Annotated in this window: 20 protein-coding genes and 1 pseudogene; 9 read left to right on the forward strand and 12 right to left on the reverse strand. The window is 71.3% G+C overall.

Going from position 1 to position 22,923, the window contains the following annotated elements; all coding sequences use genetic code 11:
- Nucleotides 1–90 precede the first annotated feature (90 nt).
- Nucleotides 91–1,092, reverse strand: coding sequence for a LacI family DNA-binding transcriptional regulator (locus ACFWBT_RS29065; protein ID WP_385705687.1), 1,002 nt, complete (start codon nucleotides 1,090–1,092; stop codon nucleotides 91–93).
- A 127-nt stretch (nucleotides 1,093–1,219) separates the two neighbouring features.
- On the opposite strand from ACFWBT_RS29065, the gene ACFWBT_RS29070 reads away from it, so the two are divergent.
- Nucleotides 1,220–2,380, forward strand: a complete 1,161-nt coding sequence (locus ACFWBT_RS29070) for a Gfo/Idh/MocA family protein (protein WP_385705688.1) — start codon at nucleotides 1,220–1,222, stop codon at nucleotides 2,378–2,380.
- A 192-nt stretch (nucleotides 2,381–2,572) separates the two neighbouring features.
- Here ACFWBT_RS29070 and ACFWBT_RS29075 read toward each other — a convergent pair whose 3' ends face one another.
- The 5 genes from ACFWBT_RS29075 to iolC form a co-directional block, all read right to left on the reverse strand.
- Nucleotides 2,573–3,376, reverse strand: coding sequence for a GntR family transcriptional regulator (locus ACFWBT_RS29075; RefSeq protein ID WP_385705690.1), 804 nt, complete (start codon nucleotides 3,374–3,376; stop codon nucleotides 2,573–2,575).
- A 90-nt stretch (nucleotides 3,377–3,466) separates the two neighbouring features.
- Nucleotides 3,467–5,338, reverse strand: a complete 1,872-nt coding sequence (iolD, locus tag ACFWBT_RS29080; RefSeq protein ID WP_385705692.1) for a 3D-(3,5/4)-trihydroxycyclohexane-1,2-dione acylhydrolase (decyclizing) — start codon at nucleotides 5,336–5,338, stop codon at nucleotides 3,467–3,469.
- Entirely contained in the window at nucleotides 5,338–6,222 is an 885-nt protein-coding gene (gene iolB / locus ACFWBT_RS29085) for a 5-deoxy-glucuronate isomerase (RefSeq protein ID WP_385705694.1), read from the reverse strand. The genes iolD and iolB overlap by 1 nt, the downstream gene beginning before the upstream one ends.
- A gap of 432 nt (nucleotides 6,223–6,654) precedes the next feature.
- Entirely contained in the window at nucleotides 6,655–7,539 is an 885-nt protein-coding gene (locus ACFWBT_RS29090; protein WP_385705696.1) for a deoxyribose-phosphate aldolase, read from the reverse strand.
- Nucleotides 7,536–8,567: a 5-dehydro-2-deoxygluconokinase gene (gene iolC / locus ACFWBT_RS29095; RefSeq protein ID WP_385705698.1), complete on the reverse strand. Its 1,032-nt coding sequence runs from the start codon at nucleotides 8,565–8,567 to the stop codon at nucleotides 7,536–7,538. Before iolC ends, ACFWBT_RS29090 begins: the two co-directional genes overlap by 4 nt.
- Nucleotides 8,568–8,859: 292 nt before the next feature.
- Between iolC and ACFWBT_RS29100 the strand changes: the two genes are divergently transcribed.
- The 6 genes from ACFWBT_RS29100 (at nucleotide 8,860) to ACFWBT_RS29125 (ending at nucleotide 15,520) form a co-directional block, all read left to right on the forward strand.
- Nucleotides 8,860–9,879 carry a substrate-binding domain-containing protein gene (locus tag ACFWBT_RS29100; protein ID WP_385705700.1) on the forward strand — a complete coding sequence of 340 codons (1,020 nt, stop codon included), beginning with the start codon at nucleotides 8,860–8,862 and terminating at the stop codon, nucleotides 9,877–9,879.
- Nucleotides 9,879–10,955, forward strand: coding sequence for an ABC transporter permease (locus tag ACFWBT_RS29105; RefSeq protein ID WP_385705701.1), 1,077 nt, complete (start codon nucleotides 9,879–9,881; stop codon nucleotides 10,953–10,955). The genes ACFWBT_RS29100 and ACFWBT_RS29105 overlap by 1 nt, the downstream gene beginning before the upstream one ends.
- Before the next feature lie 8 nt (nucleotides 10,956–10,963).
- Nucleotides 10,964–11,890, forward strand: a complete 927-nt coding sequence (locus tag ACFWBT_RS29110; RefSeq protein ID WP_385705703.1) for an ATP-binding cassette domain-containing protein — start codon at nucleotides 10,964–10,966, stop codon at nucleotides 11,888–11,890.
- 46 nt (nucleotides 11,891–11,936) lie between these two features.
- Entirely contained in the window at nucleotides 11,937–12,956 is a 1,020-nt protein-coding gene (locus ACFWBT_RS29115) for a Gfo/Idh/MocA family protein (protein WP_385705705.1), read from the forward strand.
- A gap of 318 nt (nucleotides 12,957–13,274) precedes the next feature.
- A complete protein-coding gene (locus ACFWBT_RS29120; RefSeq protein ID WP_266755556.1) occupies nucleotides 13,275–13,847 on the forward strand; it encodes a TetR/AcrR family transcriptional regulator in 573 nt (190 codons plus the stop codon).
- Nucleotides 13,848–14,338: 491 nt separating this feature from the next.
- Nucleotides 14,339–15,520 (forward strand): acyl-CoA dehydrogenase family protein, encoded by a 1,182-nt coding sequence (locus tag ACFWBT_RS29125; RefSeq protein ID WP_385705707.1) that lies wholly within the window; start codon nucleotides 14,339–14,341, stop codon nucleotides 15,518–15,520.
- Between the two features lie 259 nt (nucleotides 15,521–15,779).
- On the opposite strand, the gene ACFWBT_RS29130 is transcribed toward ACFWBT_RS29125, so the two are convergent.
- The 3 genes and pseudogenes from ACFWBT_RS29130 to ACFWBT_RS29140 all read right to left on the reverse strand — a co-directional run.
- On the reverse strand, nucleotides 15,780–16,427 hold the full coding sequence (locus tag ACFWBT_RS29130; RefSeq protein WP_385705709.1) for a TetR/AcrR family transcriptional regulator: 648 nt from the start codon (nucleotides 16,425–16,427) through the stop codon (nucleotides 15,780–15,782).
- Nucleotides 16,428–16,559: 132 nt separating this feature from the next.
- Nucleotides 16,560–16,880 (reverse strand): oxidoreductase C-terminal domain-containing protein, encoded by a 321-nt coding sequence (locus ACFWBT_RS29135; RefSeq protein ID WP_385705718.1) that lies wholly within the window; start codon nucleotides 16,878–16,880, stop codon nucleotides 16,560–16,562.
- A gap of 21 nt (nucleotides 16,881–16,901) precedes the next feature.
- Nucleotides 16,902–17,621 (reverse strand): annotated as a pseudogene (locus tag ACFWBT_RS29140) (NAD(P)/FAD-dependent oxidoreductase); the annotation flags it as partial.
- Nucleotides 17,622–17,695: 74 nt separating this feature from the next.
- On the opposite strand from ACFWBT_RS29140, the gene ACFWBT_RS29145 reads away from it, so the two are divergent.
- Entirely contained in the window at nucleotides 17,696–17,812 is a 117-nt protein-coding gene (locus ACFWBT_RS29145) for a hypothetical protein (RefSeq protein WP_385705711.1), read from the forward strand.
- 65 nt (nucleotides 17,813–17,877) lie between these two features.
- Here ACFWBT_RS29145 and ACFWBT_RS29150 read toward each other — a convergent pair whose 3' ends face one another.
- Nucleotides 17,878–19,119 (reverse strand): PP2C family protein-serine/threonine phosphatase, encoded by a 1,242-nt coding sequence (locus tag ACFWBT_RS29150; protein ID WP_385705712.1) that lies wholly within the window; start codon nucleotides 19,117–19,119, stop codon nucleotides 17,878–17,880.
- Nucleotides 19,116–20,720 (reverse strand): ATP-binding protein, encoded by a 1,605-nt coding sequence (locus tag ACFWBT_RS29155; RefSeq protein WP_385705713.1) that lies wholly within the window; start codon nucleotides 20,718–20,720, stop codon nucleotides 19,116–19,118. The genes ACFWBT_RS29150 and ACFWBT_RS29155 overlap by 4 nt, the downstream gene beginning before the upstream one ends.
- A 115-nt stretch (nucleotides 20,721–20,835) precedes the next feature.
- Between ACFWBT_RS29155 and ACFWBT_RS29160 the strand changes: the two genes are divergently transcribed.
- A complete protein-coding gene (locus tag ACFWBT_RS29160; RefSeq protein ID WP_385705715.1) occupies nucleotides 20,836–21,609 on the forward strand; it encodes a response regulator in 774 nt (257 codons plus the stop codon).
- A gap of 205 nt (nucleotides 21,610–21,814) precedes the next feature.
- Here ACFWBT_RS29160 and ACFWBT_RS29165 read toward each other — a convergent pair whose 3' ends face one another.
- On the reverse strand, nucleotides 21,815–22,645 hold the full coding sequence (locus tag ACFWBT_RS29165) for a ribonuclease BN (RefSeq protein WP_385705717.1): 831 nt from the start codon (nucleotides 22,643–22,645) through the stop codon (nucleotides 21,815–21,817).
- Between the last annotated feature and the right edge of the window lie 278 nt (nucleotides 22,646–22,923).

Here is a 22,923-nt window from a genome sequence, read left to right on the forward strand (position 1 = left end):
GGTGCTGGACCGGCACCTGCACCACCTGCGGCCGCCCCCTGCCCAGCCCTCGGAGCAGCCGCAGACAGCCCACAACCTAACGAAGCACTACTAGGCGCCCGGCGGTCCCGTCGTGCCGCGGACTTCGAGGGCCGGAGCGGTGAGGACGATCTCGCGGGGCCGGGCGGGGTCCTCGATGCGGTCCAGCAGACGTTGCGCGGCGCGGCGGCCGATGTCGTGCCCGGCGTTGTCCACGGTGGTGAGCCACACGTGGCGAAGGCGCGCGAGGTAGGTGTTGTCGTAGCCGACCAGGGAGAGGTCGCGCGGCACCCGGTGGCCCAGTTCCTCGGCGGCCGAGAGGGCGCCGATCGCGGCGATGTCGTTGAACGCGAAGACGGCGGTGGGGCGTTCGGGCGCGCTGAGCAGCCGTACCGTCGCCCGGTAACCGCCCTCCTCGGTCAGATCGCCCTGCTCGACGACGGCCGTCCCGGTCAGTCCGTGCTCGCGCATGACCGCCTCGAAGCCGAGCCGCCGCAGCGCGCCCGCCCTTCCCTGGCCCGCGATGTGCGCGATGCGCCGGTGGCCGAGGCCCACGAGGTGTTCGGTGGCGAGGCGGGCGCCGTGCTCGTCGTCGCCCGCGACGATGTCGACGCCGGGCAGTTCGGGCTCCCGGGCGCCCGCGACGACGGTCGGGACCCGTCCGGCGGCCGTACGCAGCGCTTCGGAGGCCGGGAGGGTGCCGACGGCGATCAGACCGTCGACGCGCAGGTCCAGGAAGGTCCGGGTGAGGTCCTCGCCGAGCCGTCGGTTGAGGTGGCCGTCGGCGAGCAGCATGTGCAGACCGGCTTCGTGCAGCCGGGAGTTCAGCCCGTCGAGCAGTTCCACGAACCAGGGGTTGCGCATGTCGTTCAGGAGCACGCCGACCGTGCGGGTGCGGCGCTCGCTGAGGCTGCGCGCCGCGGCGTTGGTCCGGTAGCCCAGCTCCTCGACGGCGGCCAGCACCGCCTGCCGCTTCTCTTCGCGGACCTGGTCCGAGCCGCGCAGGACGAGCGAGACGAGCGACTTCGACACTCCGGCTCGTTCCGCGACGTCGCGAATCGTCGGAGCTCTCATGACCTGGACCGTTCCATCTCTGGACCGTTCCATAGGGTGGGTGAGCCTGTCAAAGGGATTGACACGTCCTGATATGGGCTTCAATGTGAGCCGGGAGCCTGTTGGACCGGTCCAAAGAAGGGCAGTCATGGTGCGTACGCTCGGCGTTGCCGTCGTGGGGTTCGGCTGGATGGGACGGGTGCACACCCAGGCGTACGCCCGCGTGCCCCACCACTTCCCGGACCTCGCGCTGCGGCCCGAACTGGTCGCCGTCGCCGACGAGGTGCCGGGCCGGGCCGAGGAGGCCGCCGCGCGGTACGGCTTCGCCACCGCCGTGCGCGACTGGCGTGAGATCGCCGCCGACCCGCGCGTCGAGGCCGTGAGTATCGCCGCGCCGAACTTCCTGCACCGTGAGATCGGTGTGGCCATGGCCGAGGCCGGCAAGCACATCTGGATCGAGAAGCCGGTGGGCCTGACCGCCGGCGACGCCCGGGCCGTGGCGGACGCGGTGGCCAAGGCCGGTGTCCGGGGCACGGTCGGCTTCAACTACCGCGGCGCGCCCGCCGTCGTGGCCGCCCGCGAGCTGATCGCCTCCGGCGACATCGGCGACGTCACCCACGCGCGCGTCCGTCTCTTCAGCGACTACGCGGCGCATCCTGAGGGCGCGCTGACCTGGCGGTACGAGCGGGAGCGCGGCGGCAGCGGAGTCCTCGGCGACCTGGCCTCGCACGGCGTCGACCTCGCACGTTTCCTGCTGGGCGAGATCGAGGCACTGGCGGCGGACACGGCCGTCTTCCTGCCCGTGCGGGCCCGCCCGGCCGGTGCGACCGCGGGTCACTCGCGCGCGACGGGCGGCGAGCCGGCCCCCGTGGAGAACGAGGACTACGTCAACTGCCTGCTGCGCTTCGCCTCCGGTGCGCGCGGTGTCCTGGAGGCGTGCCGGGTCTCGGTGGGCGAGCAGAACAACTACGGCTTCGAGATCCACGGCACCAGGGGCGCCGTGTTCTGGGACTTCCGCCGCATGGGCGAGCTGGGGGTCAGCCGGGGCACGACGTACCAGGACCAGCCGGTCAGCACCGTGTACGTCGGTCCGGGGGCCGGGGACTACGCCGCCTTCCAGCCGGGAGCGGCGAACAGCATGGGCTACGACGATCTCAAGGTCGTCGAGGCGCACACCTTCCTGCGGTCCGTCGCCGACAACACACCGTACGGTGCGACGCTGGTCGACGCGGTCCGCAGCGCGACCGCGCTGGACGCGATGGCGCGCTCCGCGGAGTCGGGCGGCTGGGTGGCGCTCGGGGCCGAGTGATCCGCGGGGTCTGCGGGATCTGCGGGATCTGCGGGGTCCGAGAGGCTCCGACCCGGGGCCCGCTCCGGGAGGCTCCGACCCGGAGGCCCGCTCCGGGAGCTCCAGTCGGGGCTGTGGGCTCGGGATCACGGACGGCCCGGTGAAGCGGGTTCACGGGGTGCGTGGTGGGCCCGCTTCACGGTTGGTGCCTTCTCATGGGCGGACGAGCAGCTGGAACTCGAAGGCGTAGCGCGTCGCGCGGTAGATGTGGGTGCCGTACTCGACGGCGCGGCCGGTGTCGTCGTAGGCCGTGCGCCGCATGGTGAGCAGGGCCGCGCCCACGGGCTCGTCGAGGAGGGCGGCCTCCTGCGCCGTGGCGGAGCGGGCGCCGACGGACTGGCGGGCGCTGTGCAGGGTGATACCGGCGGCGCGCATCATCCGGTAGAGGCCGGTCGACTCCAGCCGGACGGTGTCGACGTCGAGAAGCCCCTCCGGGATGTAGTTGCGCAGGGCGGCCACGGGCCGGCCGTGGGTGAGCCGCAGCCGCTCCAGGCGGTGCACGCCGCTGCCCTCCGCGATGCCGAGAGCGACGGCGGCCTCGGGGGACGCCGGTTCGAGCGCGTTGTGCCGCACGCGGGTCGTCGGGCTCAGCCCGGCCTTCTCCAAGTCGTCGTAGAGGCTGCTCAGTTCCAGGGGGCGCTTGAACCGGCTGTGCACGATCTGGGTGCCCACGCCTCTGCGGCGGACCAGGAGCCCCTTGTCGACGAGGGTCTGGATGGCCTGGCGGACCGTGGGCCGGGACAGGCCGAGCCGGGCCGCGAGCTTCGCCTCGTTGCCCAGCAGACTCCCGGAGGCGAGCGCGCCGTGCTCGATGGCGGTCTCCAACTGCCGTGCCAGTTGGTAGTAGAGCGGGACGGGGCTGCTGCGGTCGAGCACGAGGTCGAGGTCGAGGCCCTCGGGCGGGGCGGACGGCACCCCTGTCGATCGGGCGCTCCGGCGGTCGGGAACCCTTGCCATCGCATCGTCCTGACGGTCGGCCCCGGAGACGGTCGGCGCGGCAGGCCAGGGAGCCCCCGCGCCGACCGCCGTTCGTGGGCGGCGGGAAGGTCAGAGGTGGCGCCGACGGTCGGCGGCATGGCCGTCGTACCGTTCACGGGCGTCCGACGCGGCCTCGCGGGAGGCGACTTCGGCGACCGGGACGTCCCACCAGGCCGCGGCCGGCGGCGAGGTGGGCGCCGGGTCGGTCTCGACATACACGCAGGTCGGCCGGTCCGAGGCACGCGCCGCGGCGAGCGCGTCGCGCAGTTCCCGTACGGTCTTGGCGCGGATGACGTCCATGCCGAGGCTGGCGGCGTTGGCGGCGAGGTCGACGGGGAGCGGGTCTCCGGTGAAGGTCCCGTCGGCGGCCCGGTAGCGGTAGGCGGTGCCGAAGCGTTCGCCGCCGGTCTCCTCGGACAGGCCGCCGATGGAGGCGTATCCGTGGTTCTGGATCAGGACCAGGTTGACGGGCAGGCCTTCCTGGACGGCGGTGACGATCTCGGTCGGCATCATCAGATACGTGCCGTCGCCGACGAGCGACCAGACCGGCGTGCCCGGGGCGGCCAGTTGGACGCCGATGCCGGCCGGGATCTCGTAACCCATACAGGAGTAGCCGTACTCCAGGTGGTATTGGCGCGGACTGCGCGCCCGCCACAGCTTGTGCAGGTCACCCGGGAGCGAACCGGCCGCGTTGATGACCACGTCGTCGTCGCCGACGACCGCGTCGAGAGCGCCGAGGACCTGGGTCTGGGTGGGCACCGCGGAGTCGTCCGCCGTGAAGGCCGCCTCGACCACCGCGTCCCAACGCGCCCCGCCCGCACGGTACTCGGCCTCGTAGGCCGGGTCGACGCGATGGCCGGACAGCGCCACCGTGAGGGCCCTGAGGCCGGTCCGGGCGTCCGCGACCAGGGTGCGGGCGGCCAGCTTGTGGGCGTCGAAGGCGGCGATGTTGAGGTTGACGAACCGTACGCCCGGCTCCTGGAACAGCGTGGTGGAGGCGGTGGTGAAGTCGCTGTACCGGGTGCCGACGCCGATGATCAGGTCGGCGGTACGGGCCATGTCGTCGCAGACGGCGGTCCCCGTGTGACCGATGCCCCCGAGGTCCGCCGGATGGTCGTGGCGCAGCGACCCCTTGCCGGCCTGGGTCGAGGCGACCGGGATGCCGGTGGAGTCCACCAGCGCCTTGAGCGCTTCCTCGGCCTCGCTGTGGTGAACTCCCCCTCCGGCGACGATCAGTGGGCGCCGCGCGGCGCGGATCGCCCGGACGGCCGCGGCGAGTTCGACCGGGTCCGGCGCGGGACGGCGTACGGGCCAGACGCGTTCGGCGAAGAACTCCTCGGGCCAGTCGTACGCCTCCGCCTGCACGTCCTGCGGCAGGGCGAGGGTGACCGCGCCGGTCTCGGCCGGGTCGGCGAGGACCCGCATCGCGTTCAGCGCGGACGGGATCAGCGTCTCCGGGCGCGTGACACGGTCGAAGTACCTCGACACGGGGCGCAGGGTGTCGTTGACGGAGACGTCGGCCTCGACAGGGTGTTCCAGTTGCTGGAGCAGCGGGTCGGCGGGGCGCGTCGCGAAGTAGTCGCCGGGCAGCAGGAGCACGGGGAGGCGGTTGATCGTCGCGAGGGCCGCGCCGGTGACGAGGTTGGTGGCGCCGGGGCCGATGGACGTGGTGACGGCCTGGGCGGAGAGGCGGTTGAGGTGGCGGGCGTGGCCGACCGCCGCGTGCACCATGGCCTGTTCGTTGCGGCCCTGGTGGAACGGCATGGCGTCCTCGCCGGCCTCCAGGAGCGCCTGGCCGATCCCCGCCACGTTGCCGTGGCCGAAGATCCCCCAGGTGCCGGTGATGAGCCGGTGGCGTACGCCGTCGCGCTCGCTGTACTGCGCCGACAGGAAGCGCACCAGGGCCTGGGCTGTCGTCAGACGGCGGGTGGTCGCGCTCATCATGACCTCTCGGGGGCGGTGTAGAGGGGCAGTCGGGGGTCGACGGGCTGCTCGGGCCAAGTGGTGCGGATCCAGGCGTGGTCGGGGTGGTCGCGGATCAGCCAGGCGCGGTCGGGGTCGGGGCCCGCCATGACGTTGAGGTAGTACATGTCGTGGCCCGGCACGGCCATCGAGGGGCCGTGCCAGCCGTCCGGGATGAGGACGACGTCGCCGTCGCGCACCTCGGCGAGGACGTCCGTGCCGGTGCCGTTCCCGGAGGGCGAGACGCGCTGGTAGCCGAGGCCGGGGGTGCCCTCGTGGGCGGTGAACTCGAAGTAGTAGATCTCCTCCAGTTCGGACTCCTCGCCGGGGTGGTGCTCGTCGTGCTTGTGCGGCGGGAAGGAGGACCAGTTGCCGGCCGGTGTGATCACCTCGACGGCGATGAGGTTCTCGCAGTCGAAGACTCCTGCCGCGCCGAAGTTGTTGACCTGGCGGGAGCAGGTGCCGGTGCCGCGCAGCTCGACCGGTACGGAGGAGGCGGGGGCGTGGCGGGCGGGCAGTCTGCGAGTGCAGCGGGCGCCGGTGAGCGCGAACCTGCCGCCGTCGCGGGAGGTGATCTTGACCTCGGCGTCTCTGGGGACGTACGCGAAGTCGGTGACCCCGGCGAACACGCTCGCCCGGCCGGTCAGTCGGAAGGTCTCGCCGTCTACGGCGACGGTGCAGGCGCCCGCCAGCGGGAGCACGATCCACTCGCTGTCGCCCGTGTCGAGGACGTGCCTCCCGCCGGGCGGCAGCTCCAGCACCCGCAGGCCGGCGTGGTCCCAGCCTGCCGTCTCGGGGGTGACCTCGACGGCGTAGACGTCGGTGCGGGCCTTGCCGGCGGGCAGATGGTGCGTGGTGGTCATCGGCTGGCTCCTCTACGGGGCGGGTGCGGGTGCGGTCCCGGTGCGGGTCCGGGTGCGGGTCGGGTGCGGGTCGGGTGCCTGCGGGTCGGTGGGTGGGTCGGGGCCGTGCCGGTACATCCCAGTCCGTCGCCGCTGGATCAGACGTGGGCTACCTGTGCGAACTGTCACTCGATCCGAACGTAAGCGACGGACATAGGGATGTACCGGCACGGCCCCTCCCGTGCGCGGACGGGTGCGGGTGCTTCGTGGTGAAGATTCAGCCCCTCCGGCGTTTGAGGAGCGGGGGCTGGGGCCGGAGCCCCAGGTACGGGACGGGTAGGCGCGGAGGGGGCGAAGAAGGGCTGTTGGGGTGGCGGACCCCGGGGGTGGGGCAACCGGTGATTCGAGGGGCGGGGAGCCGGCTCTCCCCGGCGTTCGGCTGAACGTCGGGGGTCAGAGGAGGCCGACCGCGGTGTCCACCGCGGTTTCCACGTCGCCTTCGGCGGGGTAGAGCAGGGAGCGGCCTACGACCATGCCCTGCACGGTGGGCAGCCGCAGCGCCTTGCGCCATCTCTCGTACGCCCCTTCCTGGTCCGTGCCGACCTCCCCACCGAGCAGCACGGCGGGCAGCGTGGAAGCTTCCAGTACCTCGGCCATGTCGTCGGGGTCGCTGGTGACGGGCAGTTTGAGCCAGGTGTACGCGGAGGTTCCGCCGAGGCCGGAGGCGATGGCGATGGACCGGGTGACGGCCTCGGCGCTCAGGTCGTTGCGGACCGTCCCCGTTCCCTTCTCCCGGCGGGATATGAACGGCTCGACGAACAGCGGCAGTCGGTGTGCCGCCATGGCGTCGACGGTGCGGGCGGTGGTCTCCAGGGTGTTCAGGGAGCCGGGGTCGTCGTAGTCGATGCGCAGCAGGACCTTTCCGGCGTCGAAGCGGAGCCGGTCGATGTCCTCGGCGCGGTGGCCGGTGAAGCGGTCGTCCATCTCGAAGGAGGCGCCGGCGAGTCCGCCGCGGTTCATGGAGCCCATCACGACCTTGCCCTCCAGGACGCCGAGGAGCAGCAGGTCCTCCAGGACGTCGGCGGTCGCGAGCACCCCGTCGACGCCGGGCCGGGACAGTGCCAGGCAGAGCCGTTCGAGGAGGTCGGCGCGGTTGGCCATGGCGAGCCGGTGGTCGCCGACGCCGAGGGCGCCGCGGGCCGGGTGGTCGGCGGCCACGATCATCAGGCGGCCGGTGTCGCCGATCAGCGGGCGGCGGACCCGGCGGGCGGCCGCTTCGGCGATGGCCTCCGGGTGCCGGGCGCGCACCGCGACGAGGTCGGGGATGCTGGTACTCAAGTCAGGCTCCGTTCAGGGGTGGCGTCGGTCAGCCCCGTCAAGCGCGCGAGGAGGTTCTCGACCTCGGACCCGGTCGGCATCGCGGAGGAGCAGGCGAGGCGGGAGGCGACGAGCGCGCCGGCGGCGTTGGCGTACCGGACGGTCCGCTCCAACTCCCAGCCGGACAGCAGGCCGTGGCAGAGGGACCCGCCGAACGCGTCGCCCGCGCCGAGGCCGTTGACGACTTCCACCGGCACCGGCGGGACCTCGGCCTCGGTGCCGTCGCGGTGCACGGCCAGCACACCCCTGGGGCCCTGTTTGACGACGGCGAGCTCGGCTCCCGCGTCGAGGAGGGCCTCTGCGCAGGCGCGTGGTTCGCGTACTCCGGTGGCGATCTCGCACTCGTCGAGGTTGCCGACGGCGACCGTGGCGTGGCGCAGGGCTTCGGCGTAGTACGGGCGGGCCGTCTCCGCTCCGCGGCTGTCCCAGAACATCGGGCGCCAGTCGAGGTCGAAGACCGTGGTGCCGGTCCTGGCCCGGGCTTTCAGGGCGGCGAGGGTGGCCGAGCGGCTGGGTTCCTCGCTCAGGCCGGTCCCGGTGATCCAGAAGATGCGGGCCGCGCGGATGGCGAAGTAGTCGAGTTCGTCGGTGCGGATCTCCAGGTCGGGCGCCTTGGGCTGCCGGTAGAAGTACAGCGGGAAGTCGTCCGGCGGGAAGATCTCGCAGAACGTGACCGGTGTCGGGTACGCGGCGACGGGGGTGACCCAGCGGTCGTCGACGCCGAACTCCTTGAGTTCCTCGTGGAGATAGGTGCCGAAGGGGTCCTGCCCGGTCCGGGTGATCACCGCGGTGGACCGGCCCAGGCGAGCGGCGGCCACGGCGACGTTGGCGGCCGAGCCGCCGAGGAACTTTCCGAAGGAGTCGACCCGGGCGAGCGGCACACCCGTCTGCAGCGGGTAGAGGTCGACGCCGATGCGTCCCATGGTGATGAGGTCGAAGGCCTCGGCGGAGTCGGCGACGACGACCCGGGGTACAGCGGACTCAGGCATGCGTGACGCTCCTGATGCGGGGGATGTGGGCAACGGGGCGCCCGGTGCCCCTTAGGTGTAGGACTCCCGGCTCCTCTCTGTCAAGACTTTGTACGGACATTCGGACCTGCTCCTGAAATGATGTCTTAACAAAGTATTGACAGGGGGGTGTGACAGGGACTTGTATCCCGTCCCAACGAAACCGCCGCTTCAACGGATCACGCCCGGACCTGCCGTCCGGGTCCCGCACGGGCCCCGCGCCCCGCGCCGTCCCGTTCCCTTTCCCCCGGTCGCACAGTGAGGTGCTGGAAAGATGGATCGCACGTTCCACCCCCGTTCCCGGAGAATCGCCCCCCTCGTGGCCCTGGCCGCGGCGTCCGCACTGCTCGCCGCCGGCTGCTCCAGCAGCTCGGGCGGCAAGAAGTCCGAGGACGACGGGGACGGTGCCGCCGCGGGCAAGGCGAACACACCCCGGATGACCGTCGCCCTGGTGACCCATCAGGCGCCCGGCGACACGTTCTGGGACATCGTCCGCAAGGGCGCCGATGCCGCCGCCGCCAAGGACAACATCAAGCTCGTCTACTCCGCCGACCCCAGCGCGGGCACTCAGGCCAACCTGGTCCAGAACGCGATCGACCAGAAGGTCGACGGCATCGCGATCACCCTGGCCAAGCCGGACGCCATGAAGGACGTGGTGGGCAAGGCGACTTCGGCCGGGATACCCGTCGTGGGCCTCAACTCGGGTCTCAGCGACTGGAAGAAGCTGGGCCTGACGGAGTTCTTCGGCCAGGACGAGACGGTCGCGGGCGAGGCGCTCGGCAAGCGGCTCAACTCGGAAGGCGCCAAGAAGGTCGTCTGTGTGGTCCAGGAACAGGGCAACATCGGCCTCACCCAGCGCTGTGACGGAGTGAAGAAGACCTTCAGCGGCTCCACGGAGAACCTGTACGTCAACGGCACCGACATGCCGTCCGTGAAGTCCACGATCACCGCGAAGCTCAAGCAGGACAAGGCGATCGACTACGTCGTCACGCTCGGCGCCCCGTACGCCCTGACCTCGGTGCAGTCGATCGGTGATGCCGGGAGCAAGGCGAAGATCGCCACGTTCGACCTCAACAAGGACCTCACCGGCGCCATCAGCAAGGGGACCATCGAGTTCGCCGTCGACCAGCAGCCCTACCTGCAGGGCTACTTGGCGATCGACTCGCTGTGGCTCTACAAGAACAACGGCAACTACAGCGGTGGCGGGGAGCAGCCGGTCCTGACCGGTCCGGCCTTCGTCGACAAGAGCAACGTCGACACCGTCGCCAAGTTCGCCTCGAAGGGCACCCGGTGATGGGCATGGCCCAGCAGGCCGATCCGGCGGTGACCGCACCGCCGGCCCCCGGCCCCCGGAAGACCGACGGGCGGACGGCGCAGCGCTCCCTCGCGCTGCGGCTGCTCGCCCGGCCCGAGGTCGGGGTGTTCCTCGGCGCCGTCGCCGTGTTCGTCTTCTTCCTGATCGCGGCGCCGTCGGTACGCTCCGGCAGCTCGATGGCGACCGTGCTCTACCAGTCCTCGACGATCGGCATCATGGCGCTGCCCGTGGCACTGCTGATGATCGGCGGCGAGTTCGACCTGTCCGCCGGTGTCGCGGTGATCACCTCGGCGCTGACGGCGAGCATGCTCAGCTACCAACTCAGCATGAACGTCTGGGCGGGTGTGATCGTCGCACTCGTCGTCTCCCTCGCGATCGGGGCGTTCAACGGCTGGATGATGGTCCGCACCGGGCTGCCGAGCTTCCTGGTGACCCTCGGGACCTTCCTGATCCTGCAGGGCGTGAACCTCGCCGTCACCAAGCTGATCACCGGCAACGTCGCCACCGACGACATCAGCGACATGGACGGTTTCGGCCAGGCCAAGAAGGTCTTCGCCTCGTCGTTCGACGTCGGCGGCGTCCAGGTGAAGATCAGCATCGTGTGGTGGCTGGTCTTCGCGGCGCTGGCCACCTGGGTGCTGCTGCGCACCAAGTACGGCAACTGGGTCTTCGCGGTCGGCGGCAACCAGGACAGCGCCCGCGCGGTCGGCGTCCCGGTGACCTTCACCAAGATCACGCTGTTCATGACGGTCGGCTTCGGCGCCTGGTTCATCGGCATGCACCAGCTGTTCTCGTTCAACACGGTGCAGTCGGGCGAAGGCGTCGGCCAGGAGCTGATCTACATCGCCGCGGCGGTGATCGGCGGCTGTCTGCTCACCGGCGGCTACGGCTCCGCGATCGGCCCGGTCTTCGGCGCCTTCATGTTCGGCATGGTGAACCAGGGCATCGTCTACGCCGGCTGGAACCCCGACTGGTTCAAGGCGTTCCTCGGCGTGATGCTGCTCGGCGCCACGCTCATCAATCTGTGGGTCCGCCGCACGGCGACCCGGAGGTGAACCGACCCATGACAACCAACGGATCCGGAACCGCGGGCGCCGTCCTCCCGGACACTCCCCCCGGCGACGGCACCGCCGCGATCGTCGAACTGCGCGGCGCCGGCAAGTCGTACGGCAACATCCGCGCCCTGCACGGCGTCTCGCTGGCCGTCCGCCCCGGCCGGGTGACCTGCGTCCTCGGCGACAACGGCGCCGGCAAGTCCACCCTCATCAAAATCATCTCGGGGCTGCACCGGCACAGCGAGGGCGAGTTCCTCGTGGACGGCACGGCGGTGCGCTTCGGCACCCCGCGCGAGGCCCTCGCCAAGGGCATCGCCACCGTCTACCAGGACCTCGCGACCGTGCCGCTGATGCCGGTGTGGCGGAACTTCTTCCTCGGCTCCGAGATGACGAAGGGGCCCTGGCCCGTACGCCGTCTCGACATCGCGCGGATGAAGCGGACCGCCGACGAGGAGCTGCGCAACATGGGCATCGTCCTCGCCGACCTCGACCAGCCGATCGGTACGCTCTCCGGCGGCCAGCGCCAGTCCGTGGCCATCGCCCGCGCGGTCTACTTCGGCGCCCGCGTCCTCATCCTCGACGAACCGACCGCCGCGCTCGGCGTCAAACAGTCCGGTGTCGTCCTGAAGTACATCGCCGCCGCCCGCGACCGCGGTCTCGGCGTCATCTTCATCACCCACAACCCGCACCACGCCTACATGGTCGGCGACCACTTCAGCGTGCTGCGGCTCGGCGCGCTCGAACTGAGCGCCGACCGCAGCGAGGTCAGTCTGGAGGAACTCACCAACCACATGGCGGGCGGCGCCGAACTCGCGGCACTCAAACACGAGTTGGCTCAAGTGCGCGGGGTCGACGTCGAGGAGCTTCCGGAGGCGGAGGACCTCCGGGCCCCGGCTGCGGCCCCGGCACCGGCCTCCTCCGAAGGAACCTCCTGACCTCCGCTCCCGCGGCGCCCGAACCATCGAAGGGACCACCGACCACATGACCCAGCACGGAACACTCGGGGTCGCCGTCATCGGCACCGGCCGGATGGGGGCCGACCATGTCCGCCGGATCACCGAGGTCATCAGCGGGGCGCGGGTGAGCGCGGTCGTGGACATCGACGCCGAGCGGGCCAAAGGGCTCGCCGACGGCATCGACGGCTGCGCCGCGTACACGGACACGGCCTCGGCGCTGGCGGCGGACGACGTCGACGCCGTGGTCATCGCCTCCCCCGGCCCCGCGCACGAGGCGGCGCTGCTCACCGCGTTCGAGCACGACCTGCCGGTCCTGTGCGAGAAGCCGCTCACCCCGGACGCGGCCTCCGCGCTGCGGGTGATGGAGGCGGAGCGCACACTCGGGCACCGGCGGGTCCAGGTCGGGTTCATGCGGCGCTACGACGCCGAGCATCTGAGGCTCAAGTCGCTCCTGGACGGGGGCGAGTTGGGCCGCCCGCTGATGCTGCACAACCGGCACCGCAACGCCGATGTCCTGCCGTACTTCACCGAGCAGATGCTCATCAACGACTCCGTCGTGCACGAGATGGATGCCGCCCGCTGGCTGCTCGGGCAGGAGATCACCGCGGTCACGGTGCTGAAGCCGCGGCCCTCCGGCAACGCGCCCGAGGGACTCTCGGACCCGCAGTTCGTCGTCCTGGAGACGGACGGAGGTGTGCTCGTCGACGTGGAGATCTACGTCAACTGCCGTTTCGGGTACCAGGTGCAGGCCGAGGCCGTCTGCGAGAACGGCACGGCACGGATCGGCGAGGCCCACGGGATGCTGGTCAACTCGGGCGGACGGTGGGGAGGTTCGATCGCGCCGGACTTCGTGGAGCGGTTCGTGGAGGCGTACGACCGCGAGGTGCAGGCGTGGGTCGACGCCACGCTGCGCGGCGAGGTGACCGGGCCCAGCTGCTGGGACGGGTACGCGGCGGCGGCCGTCTGCGAGGCGGGCGTCCGCGCGCAGGCCGAGGGCCGCCGCACGGAGGTCGACCTGATCGAGCGGCCCGCCCTCTACCGCTGAGCCGGGCCGTCCTGTTCGCGGGGCCGGCCCGCCCTGCTCGCGGAGCCGCGTGGTCGAGTGCGTCGGTGGTCCGCTCGCCCGGACGAACGCCGTCGGCGCACGACCACACGGCCCCCGCCCCGCACCGGTCGGCCGGGGGCGCTCCGGCCCGGCCGCCGCGTCGGGTGCGGACCCGAGGAGGCCCTTGACCCGGCGGCGTACGCCGCGAGCAAGGCGGGTGTGGTGTGTCCGGGTCTACCGCCGGACGGCGCCTCCGCCCCGGATCACCGACCCCGAGGGGGACGGTTACGGCCGGGTAGGAACGGTTACGCTGAGATCATGCCGTCCACACGTCGTACAGCGCGCCAGACCGACCTGCTCGAGCGGCTGGTCGCGTTGCTGGTGGCGGAGGGTTTCGCAGCGTTCACCCTGGACGAGCTGACCGAGCGGCTCCACTGCTCGAAGACGACGTTGTACCAGCTGGCGGGCAGCAAGCAGGAGTTGGTCCGGGAAGCGGTCAAGCACTACTTCCGCGAGGCCGCCCAGGCCGTCGAGAAGCAGGTGGCCGACACCTCGGCGCCCTCCGAGCGGGTGGTGGTCTACCTGAACGCGGTCGCCCACCAGTTGAGACCGCTGTCCCGGCAGTTCCTCGACGACATGGCACAGTTCGAGCCGGCCCGCGAGGTGTACGAGGCCAACACGCGCCTCGCCGCGGGCAGGATCAGACACTTGATCGCGGACGGCGTGGCCGCGGGGGCGTTCCGTGACGTGCATGCCGCGTTCGTGGGCGAGGTCGTGGCCGCCACCATGCAGGAGATCCAGCGGGGCGAGGTCGCCGCCCGCACCGGGCTCAGCGACGCCGAGGCCTACGCCGAGCTGGCGTCACTCATCGTCCACGCCGTATCACCCTGACCTCGGCACGGGCGGCCCCCAGCCGGTGACCCGGGCGTAGACGAGCCTGGCTTCCGCTCGCCGCGGTCGTCGGGTCCGTCGCCGAGCCGCTCGGCGACGCCAGGACACAGTCCTTCGCCACGGATGTCAGCCCGCGCGGCAAGTTCCCTGACCAGCGAGCGCCCCACGGGCTGCTCGGCAAGGGCCGACCGGCGGCCACGCCGGACGGTGTCGGTTGCGCCGGACGGCGTCGGCCGCGCCGTCGGGGCCGAGCCGTAGCACCCGGCCGGGCGGGCGCTCGACGCGCACCACGTCGGCGCCGAGGTCCGCCGGCATCTGCCGCGTGCGGAGCCGGCCCGAGCCCCGCGAGCTCCAGAACACGTGAGCCGGCCGGCGGGCCGGTGGATCCGTCGGGGGACGCCATGGCCGGGCGGTACCAAAAACGATACTGTTGTATCGCCTGGCGTATCAAAATCGTCAGGGCCGCGACCCGCCACCCCCGAGGACACGCCATGCCCGCGACCCGCACGCTCCCCACGTCGGAAGCCGTCGACCTGATCGCCCTGACCCGCGAGCTCGCCGAGAAGGAGCTCGCCCCGCGCGTCGCCGAGGCGGAGGCCGAGGAGCGGTTCCCGCGCGAGGTCTTCCGCACGCTCGGCCGGGCCGGGCTGCTGAGCCTGCCGTACCCCGAGGAGCACGGCGGCGGCGACCAGCCCTACGAGGTCTACCTCCAGGCCGTCGAGGAGATCGCCGCCGTGTGGGCGAGCGTCGCGGTGGGCGTCTCGGTGCACGCGCTGTCCTGCTTCGCCCTCGCCTCGTTCGGCACCGAGGAGCAGAAGAAGGAATGGCTCCCGGACATGCTCGGCGGCGAGCTGCTCGGCGCCTACTGCCTGTCCGAGGCCCACGCCGGTTCCGACCCGGGCGCGATGCGCACACGGGCCGTCCGGGACGGCGACGACTACGTGCTCAACGGCGCCAAGGCTTGGACCACGCACGGTGGGCACGCGGACTTCTACACGGTCATGGCCCGGACGTCCGACTCGGGCTCGCGCGCCATCTCCTGCTTCCTCGTCCCGGCCGACACGCCGGGCGTGGTGGCCGATCCCCCGGAGCACAAGATGGGCCTGACCGGGTCCGCCACCGCCACCGTGCGCCTGGAGAACGTCCGCGTCCCCGCCCACCGCCGGATCGGCGAGGAGGGCGACGGGCTCCGGATCGCCTTCGCCGGTCTGGACTGCGGACGGCTCGGCATCGCGGCGGTGGCCACCGGCCTGTCCCAGGGGGCGCTGGACCACGCCCTGCGCTACTCGCGGGAGCGCGAGACCTTCGGCCGCCCCATCATCGAGCACCAGGGCCTGGCCTTCGTCCTCGCCGACATGGCCGCGGCGGTGCAGGTCTCCCGGGCCACCACGCTCGCCGCCGCCCGCCTCAAGGACGAGGGACTTCCCTTCCAGTCCGAGGCCTCGATCGCCAAGCTGATCGCCACCGACAACGCCATGAAGGTCACCACCGACGCGGTGCAGGTCCTGGGCGGCGCCGGCTACACCCGCGACTTCCCGGTCGAGCGCTACATGCGCGAGGCCAAGGTCATGCAGATCTTCGAGGGCACCAACCAGATTCAGCGCCTGATCATCGGCCGCGCGCTGAAGGAGGACGAGCGCGGCACCCTCCGGGTGCGGAAGACGGGCAAGTAGGACGCCCGAAGCTCGTGGGACCGGTGAGTGCGCGCCTCGGTGAGCGCGTACTCGCCGAGACGCGTCCGCCACCGAGGAACGTCTCCGCACGTGACCAGCGCCGCCCGAGCGCCGGCACTTCCCGGAGTGAGCTCCTCGCACCGCCGATCGACTCGCCGGGCAGGCGGTCCGGCCGGTCGTGCGTACCGCGGACCTCGACGCACCGGCCGCGCGCCGGCCGCACGCGCTCACCGAGGAGTTCCTGGCCCGGCGCCGAGGGTCAGTCGGCGGCGTAGGCCCGCAGGAAGGTGTCGACGGCCGCCTCGGCCAGCGCGCGCATCTCGGCCATGGTCACTTTGCGGGTGCCCAGCCGGGAGCGGGTCTCGAGCGGGCCGGTGATGAGGGCGAGCAGTTGCTCGGCCGCCAGGGCGGGGTCACAGGGGCGCAGGCGCCCGGAGAGGGTGAGCCGGGCGAGCCGGTCGGCCATCGCCTCGGCGATGCGCACGGACGTACAGCCCTGGACCACCGTGATGAGGTCGGGGAAGCGGGCCACCTTGGCGTAGGTCAGCCAGCGCAAGGAGCGGGAGCGGCGGTCACAACAGGAGCGGACGAGTTGGTAGGCGACGTCGTCGAGCGTCACCCGCAGGTCGTCCCCGGGTGTGCGCATGCGGTCCAGGACGGCGATGTTGCCGTCCATGACGGCGTGCGCGGCGGCCGTGAGGGTGGCCCTGAAGAGGGTCTCCTTGTCGGTGAAGTGGTTGTAGACCGTCGGCTTGGCCACGCCCGCCCGCTCGGCGATCTCCTGCACCAGCGCCTGGACATAGCCGTGCTCGGCGAAGACGTCGAAGGCCGCGTCGAAGATGGCCTGCCGCTTGTCGATGCGCCCGCGCGGGGCCGTCCGTGCTGCCGTTGCCGCTGCTGATGCCATGCGCGGGAGGTGCGTACCCGCGGCAGTTCGGGGTCGTCGCGCAATCGTTCGAGCTCCGGTTGGGGACGGAACGGGCAGCGGTCGGGACGCCGGTTGTGGGGCATGGGCGCGGCGGCGGTCATGACTCTCCTGTCAACGAGTGGAAGGCACGGTTTCGGAAGCGGTGAGCAGGGCTCGCGCGGTGCGGATGCGACCGGGGCTGTTCCATCCCACGACGCCGACGAGCCGGCCCTCGGCCTCGACATGGGCGACGAACGCGCGGTCCGCGACGGAGCCCTCGACGACCCGCACCACAGCCCCGGCAGGCACCGACCCGTGGACCTGGATCCGCGTCCCGAACTGATCGGACCAGACGTACGGCACGGGCCGGTAGGCGTCCCCGACGGCACCGAGGATCTGGGCTGCCACGAACAGACCCTGTTCGGTGGCGTTCGTACGGCTCTCCAGACGCACCCCGCGCGCGCCGCCCGCACCGCCGGAGCCGAAGCGGGCGACATCGCCGACCGCGTACACGTCGGTGGCCGCCCCGCAGCGGGCGTCGCAGACCACGCCGTCGTCGAGGGAGAGCGCGCTGCCCGCCAGCCAGTCCGTGGCGGGCCGTTGGCCGACCGCGACCACGACGACGTCGGCGCTCAGCACCGCGCCGGGCCCTGTGCGCACGCCGACGACCCGGCCTGCCTCTCCGACCAGGCCGGTCACCGCGGTCGAGGTGAGCAGACGCACGCCGTGCTCGACGTGCAACCGGGCTATTTCCGCGCCGAGTTGCGGGCCGAGCAGGCGCAGCATGGGCCCGGCGGCCGGCTCCACCACGGTCACCTCACGCCCCGGGCCACGGGCGGTGGCCGCGATCTCGCAGCCCAGCACCCCCGCGCCGACGACCACGACCTGGCGGACGGTCAGCAGGTCGGCGCGCAGCCGTTCGCTGTCACCGAGGGTCCGCAGGGTGTGCACCCCGGCAAGGTCCGAACCGCCCGGCAGCCGCCGGGCCTGCCGGCCGGTGGCCAGCACGAGGGTGCGGTAGCCGAGCACCGGGCCGTCGCGCAGGGTGACGCGGTGTCCCGGTACGTCGAGGGCGACTGCGGCGGTGCCCAGACGCGCGTCGACGTCCAGGGCGTCGAGCTCGGCCGGGGTGCGCAGCCGGGCGCGCTCGGCCGGCCAGCGGCCGTCGAGGACGTGCTTGGACAACGGCGGGCGGTCGTAGGGGAGTTCCGGCTCCGCGTCGACGAGGGCGAGTGAACCGGTGAACGATCGCGCACCATGTGGTGGTCATGCGGGCCGGACGGGTGGTGGAGAGCGCCCCGGCCGACGACCTGTTCCGCGCGCCCGCCCACCCCTACACGCGCGGCATGCTGGCCGCGGTACCCGGCCGGGAGCGGGCCGGGTGACGCGCATCCTGGTCGCGGAGCAGGGCCGCCGTCCGACTTCACGCGCCCTCTCAGGCGGGCGGTCGTCATGAGGCCGGCCGCGGCCCTCCTTGCGCGGAAGGCGCGCGGATCAGTAGTCGGTTGTCCCAGTCGATGCGCAGTACGGCGAGGTCGTCGGTGTGACGGCCGGCGTTCAATGCCTGGGTGTCGCTGATGAGGCGGTCGACGTGGGCGGCCGGGTCTGTCGGCGGCAGGCCACGGATCAGCGCGAGGAGTCCTTCGACGCCGAGCCGCTCGGTGTTCGAGCCGTTGTGTCCCTCGGTGAGGCCGTCGGTGTAGAGGGTCAGGGCGCCGGCGGCCGGTAGCGGGATCACCGTGGCAGGCCAGGTACCGAGCTTCGGGGCGATCCCCAGGGCCATTCCATGGACGGCGACCAGTTCCCGGGTGCCTTCGGTGGTGGTGAGGAGGGGCTCGTGGTGGCCGGCCAGGTAGAGGGTGGCGGTGGCGGCGTTCTGGTCGAGGGTGAGGAGGGTGCAGGTGGCGAACAAGGGCTGAGGACCGCATTCGGCGATCAGGATGCGTTCCATGAGGTGCAGGAGGTCGGGGCCGCGATGTCCGCCGAGGACGAGGGAGCGCCAGGCGATGCGGAGGCAGACACCGACCGCGGCGGCGTCCGGGCCGTGTCCGCTGACGTCGCCGACCACGGCGTGCAGGAGCCCGTCGTCGCTTTCGACGACGTCGAGGAAGTCCCCACCGAGCAGTGCTCTTTCGGCACTGGGCAGGTAGCGGGTCGTCACCGTGACCGTGGAGGTGTCGAGGATGGGCTGGGGCAGCAGGCCCCGTTCCAGGCGGGCGTTCTCCTCGGCGTGCAGGCGGGCCTTCTGGGCCTCGGCGGTTGCGTGTTCGGTCTGGCTGCGGTAGACGGCGTAGCGGACGGTTCGGTGCAGCAGGTCGGCCTCGACCTTGCCTTTGACGAGGTAGTCCTGGGCGCCGGCGGCCATCGCCTCGGCTCCGGCCTGCGTCTCGGAGAGGCCGGTGAAGACGATCACGGCGGTGTGGGGGGCGAGCTCCCGGACGGCGGCGATGGTCTCGGTGCCGGACCCGTCGGGCAGGTGCAGGTCGAGGAGGATGCAGTCGATCGCGCGGGCGGCGAGTTCGGTGCGGGCTTCGGCGAGGGTGGTCCTCGTGGTGAGCTCGAAGCGCAGTCCCGTGTCCTGGAGCAGTTCCTCGACGAGCAGGGCGTCCGCCTGGTCGTCCTCGATGAGGAGGATGCGGTACGCCGGTTCTGGTGAGGGTCTGCCGGGGGTGTCTGTGGCGGGCACGGTCACAGTGCTGGTTCCGTGTCGGCGCGGGTCGCTTCCGGCATGGTGGAGGGGCCTATGGCTCTGGGGGGTTCGTTGGCGAGGGTGAAGGTGATGCGGGCGCCGTCTCGGTAGTCGGGGTCGATGGAGATGGTGCCGCCGTGGAATTCGACGATCTTCTTGCACATGGCCAGGCCGATGCCGCTGCCCTTGTAGGCGTCTTTGGTGTGGAGTCGCTGGAAGATCACGAAGACTTTTTCGGCGTATTCGGGGGCGATGCCGATGCCGTTGTCGGTGACCGTGAACCGCCACAGCGCGTCTTCCCGTGCGGCAGAGATGTGGATCTCGGGAGCGTGGTCGGGGCGGTGGAATTTGATGGCGTTGCCGACCAGGTTCTGCCAGAGCATGCCCATCTGGGTGGGGTCGGCGACCAGGGGCGGCAGCGGGTCGTGCGTGATCGAGGCTCCCGTCTCCTCGATGCTCACGCTGAGGGAGGACAGGGTTCGCTTCAGCACCGAGTCGAGGTCGACGCTCTGGAGTTCGTGGTGGACGCGGCCGACGCGGGAGAAGTCGAGGAGGTCGTTGATGAGGGTCTGCATGCGGTTCGCGCCGTCGACCGCGTAGTCGATGTACTGGTCGGCCCGCGCGTCGAGCTGACCGCCGTAACGGCGCTGCAGGAGCTGGGTGAAGCTGGAGACTTTGCGCAGCGGCTCCTGGAGGTCGTGGGAGGCTACGTACGCGAACTGCTCCAGCTCGGCGTTCGAGCGTTGCAGGTCGGCGGCCTGCGCGTCGAGGCGCAGGCGTGACTCTTCGGTGAACGCCAGCTCGCGTACGAGGCGCCGGCGCATGAAGTCGATCTCGCCGCCGAGCAGGCGCAGGTCCGCGGGCCCGGTGGGGGTGATGGGGTGGTCGAACTCGCCGTCGGCGACAGCGCGGGCGTCCGCGCCGAGCCGGTCCAGGGGCACGGTGATGCCGCGGCGCAGTCCCTCGAAGACCAGCACGGTGAGAGCGGCGATGACGGCCGCGATCGCGGTGAACAGCCAGTTCCGCAGCACCATCGTGGTGTTGAGGTCTTCCACCGCCTGCGCCCGCTCCGTCCGCAGCCGCTGCTGCTGACCGCTCAGGGCGCTGCGGAGGGTATCGAAGGCCTTCTTGCCCGCCGCGGCCCGTTCGGCAGTCAGTGGAGAGGGTGCTCCTGCGGGTGAGGCGGCGATAGGACGGGCGATCCTCTTCTGCCAGGCATCCGCGGCGTCCTGCACGCCTTTCAGGTCCTTCAGGGCGGCCGCGTCACCGTGGAGCAGTTCTGTGAGGCGTGCCGTGTAGGTTGCCTGGTCGGTGAGCCCCTGCTGGTAGGGGGTGAGGAAGTCGGGGGTGCCGGTGACGCCGTATCCGCGGATGCCGGTCTCCTGGTTCAGCAGCGCCGACTCCAGACGAAACGACGTGCTCAGGGCGGGAGACTTCACGTTCACGAGGTTCTTGCTGATCGATTCCGTCTGCTCCAGCACCCACGCTCCCGTCACTGCGAGGAGGGTGAGGACCGTCAGCGCGACGGTCGCCCCGACGCGCAGCCACCGCCGGGTCGTCCAGGTGGAAGACTCTCGTGCACGCGCTTCCATGGTCCCGCTCATGCCGTGTACCCCTCAACTGTGATGGCCGCCTGCAACAACGGGGCAGCGGCCACTGTAGAGGGTGGTCGACAACCACGGTTGTCGCGGGGTCGGCTCGAGACCTAAGGTGCTGCACATGCCTGGCAAGAACTTCGTTTTGCGAACCAGCCCCGAGGAGACGGCAGCTGTCGCGGATGCGGCGGTCGGCCAGCTCGCGAGGCGCCTTGCTCTGCAACTTCTGGAAGAAGTCCCGTCCACGGCGGAGGGGGATTCGGCGCGAGCCCTGGCTCTGCTCTACATGCTGGACCAGTTTCAGCAGGCGGCCGAGCGGCTCCAGCGGGGCGCGGCCGTGTCCGCCGCCCGCGCGGGTGCCGGATACCCGCAGATCGGTGCTGCCTGCGGCATGACCCGTCAGGGTGCCCGGCGTCGCTGGCCGGGGCTCTTCCATCACTCTCACGAAGCACCCATGGAGCATCCGATGATGACCACCCCCGCTCGGCCCTTCGACGTTCTTCTCGTCGAGGACGACATGGCCGACGCCCTGCTCATCGAGGAAGCCCTCTCCGAGCGCGGAGCCCGCAACCTGGTCCAGGTCACCGACGGAGTCGCCGCACTCGAGCACCTGCGCGCGCCGGACACTGCGCGCCCCGACCTGATCGTCCTGGACCTGAACATGCCCCGGATGAACGGACGCGACCTCCTTCGCATCCTCAAGGCGGATGAAAGCCTCCAGACCATCCCCGTGGTCGTGCTCACCACGTCCACCGCTCCCGACGACGTTGCCGACGCGTACAGCAGCCACGCGAACGCGTATGTGACGAAGCCGGTCAACCTGGAGGAGTTCGAGCAGGCAGTCCAGAGCATCGACGCCTTCTACCTCGACACCGCCACCCGCCCGCCCCGCAACTGACCGCCGCCGGCCGCGCTCCGCCTACTGGCCACAGAGTTGCCTGCCGGGCGGCGGGCGGACCAGACGTTGCAGAGCCGCGGCCGGCAGCAGGCGTCCCCATGAAAGGTTCGCCCAGTACGTGAAGTAGGCCGCTATCGGGCCGGGCGGCAGTCCGGCGTACATCCGGGCGGCAGTCCGGCGTACATCCGGGCGGGACCTTCGGATCTCACCTTCGTCGTTTCAGCGCACGTGCCACGCGCGGGAGTTCTTCGTGGAGCAGGCGGCCGGTCAGGGCGCCGCCGTACACGACGGCTCCGACGCCGACGAGCCAGGACTGGATGACCAGGACGGTGCCGATCGGTCCGTAGGCGAGGGTGTTGGTCGCGATCAAGGGCGAGAAGATGAGCCGGGAGAAGACCCTCAGGCCGAGCAGCCCGGCCGTCGTGGCCACGGCGCCGGGCAGCAGGGCGCTCCAGCGGACCCGTCCGCCGAGCAGCATGTGCTGCGACCACCAGAGGAACAGGGTCGCGCTCACCACTGTGGCGACGCCGTTGGCCAGGGTCTCTTGCCACAGGGTGGTGGCGAGCAGGAGGAGGAGCCCGATGAGGGCGGCGAGCCACACGAGGTGCCGCCACCTGGCCCACCATCGGGCCGGTTGCAGGCCCCAGACCTTCTCATAGGTGGTCTGCACGGCCGCTCCGAAGGAGAGGCCGAAGACGGCGAGGGCAGCGAGGCTGAACGCCGTCGTGGTCCGCAGTGTCTGGCCGGGCAGGGCGATCAGCTGCTCGACCTTCTTCCTGGAGGCCACTGATACGCCGAGCCCTTGGCCCAGCCATTGCGCGAAGCCCTGCCCGTGCGCCGGATCGGCCGCTGAGATGACGATCAGCAGCGGCACGAGAGTGAGGAACCCGAGCGCCGCGAAGCTCAGCGACCGCTGCCACAGCTCAAGAGCGCTGCCCTGCCTCCATCCGCGCCCGACCGACGAACGGCCGACCATCCGGCGCACCCGCCCGAACAGGGACGAGCGACCCTCGGCATCGGGAGACTTCATCGGCATGGATGTTGACTACCACGGAGAAATGCCGTCGCCGGGCAAACGGCGCGCCCAGAGTCGGGGCGCGACAAGCGAGACCGCTATGCCATGTTTTGCGCACAGGTGACGGGACACTCGGCACTTTGTGGTGTCTGTGCGGGCGGTGATCCGTCCCAACACAAGGAGAGCCACCACACAACCCGTATAAGGACGAGAGGTCCCGCAATGGCGAAGACAGCGAAGCAGCCCCCGCAAGGGCCAGGGCCGCCCACATCCGAGGGGGAGCGTCAGCTGCGCTGGGG

It is taken from the genome of Streptomyces sp. NPDC060027, from assembly GCF_042737005.1.
Classification (GTDB): domain Bacteria; phylum Actinomycetota; class Actinomycetes; order Streptomycetales; family Streptomycetaceae; genus Streptomyces.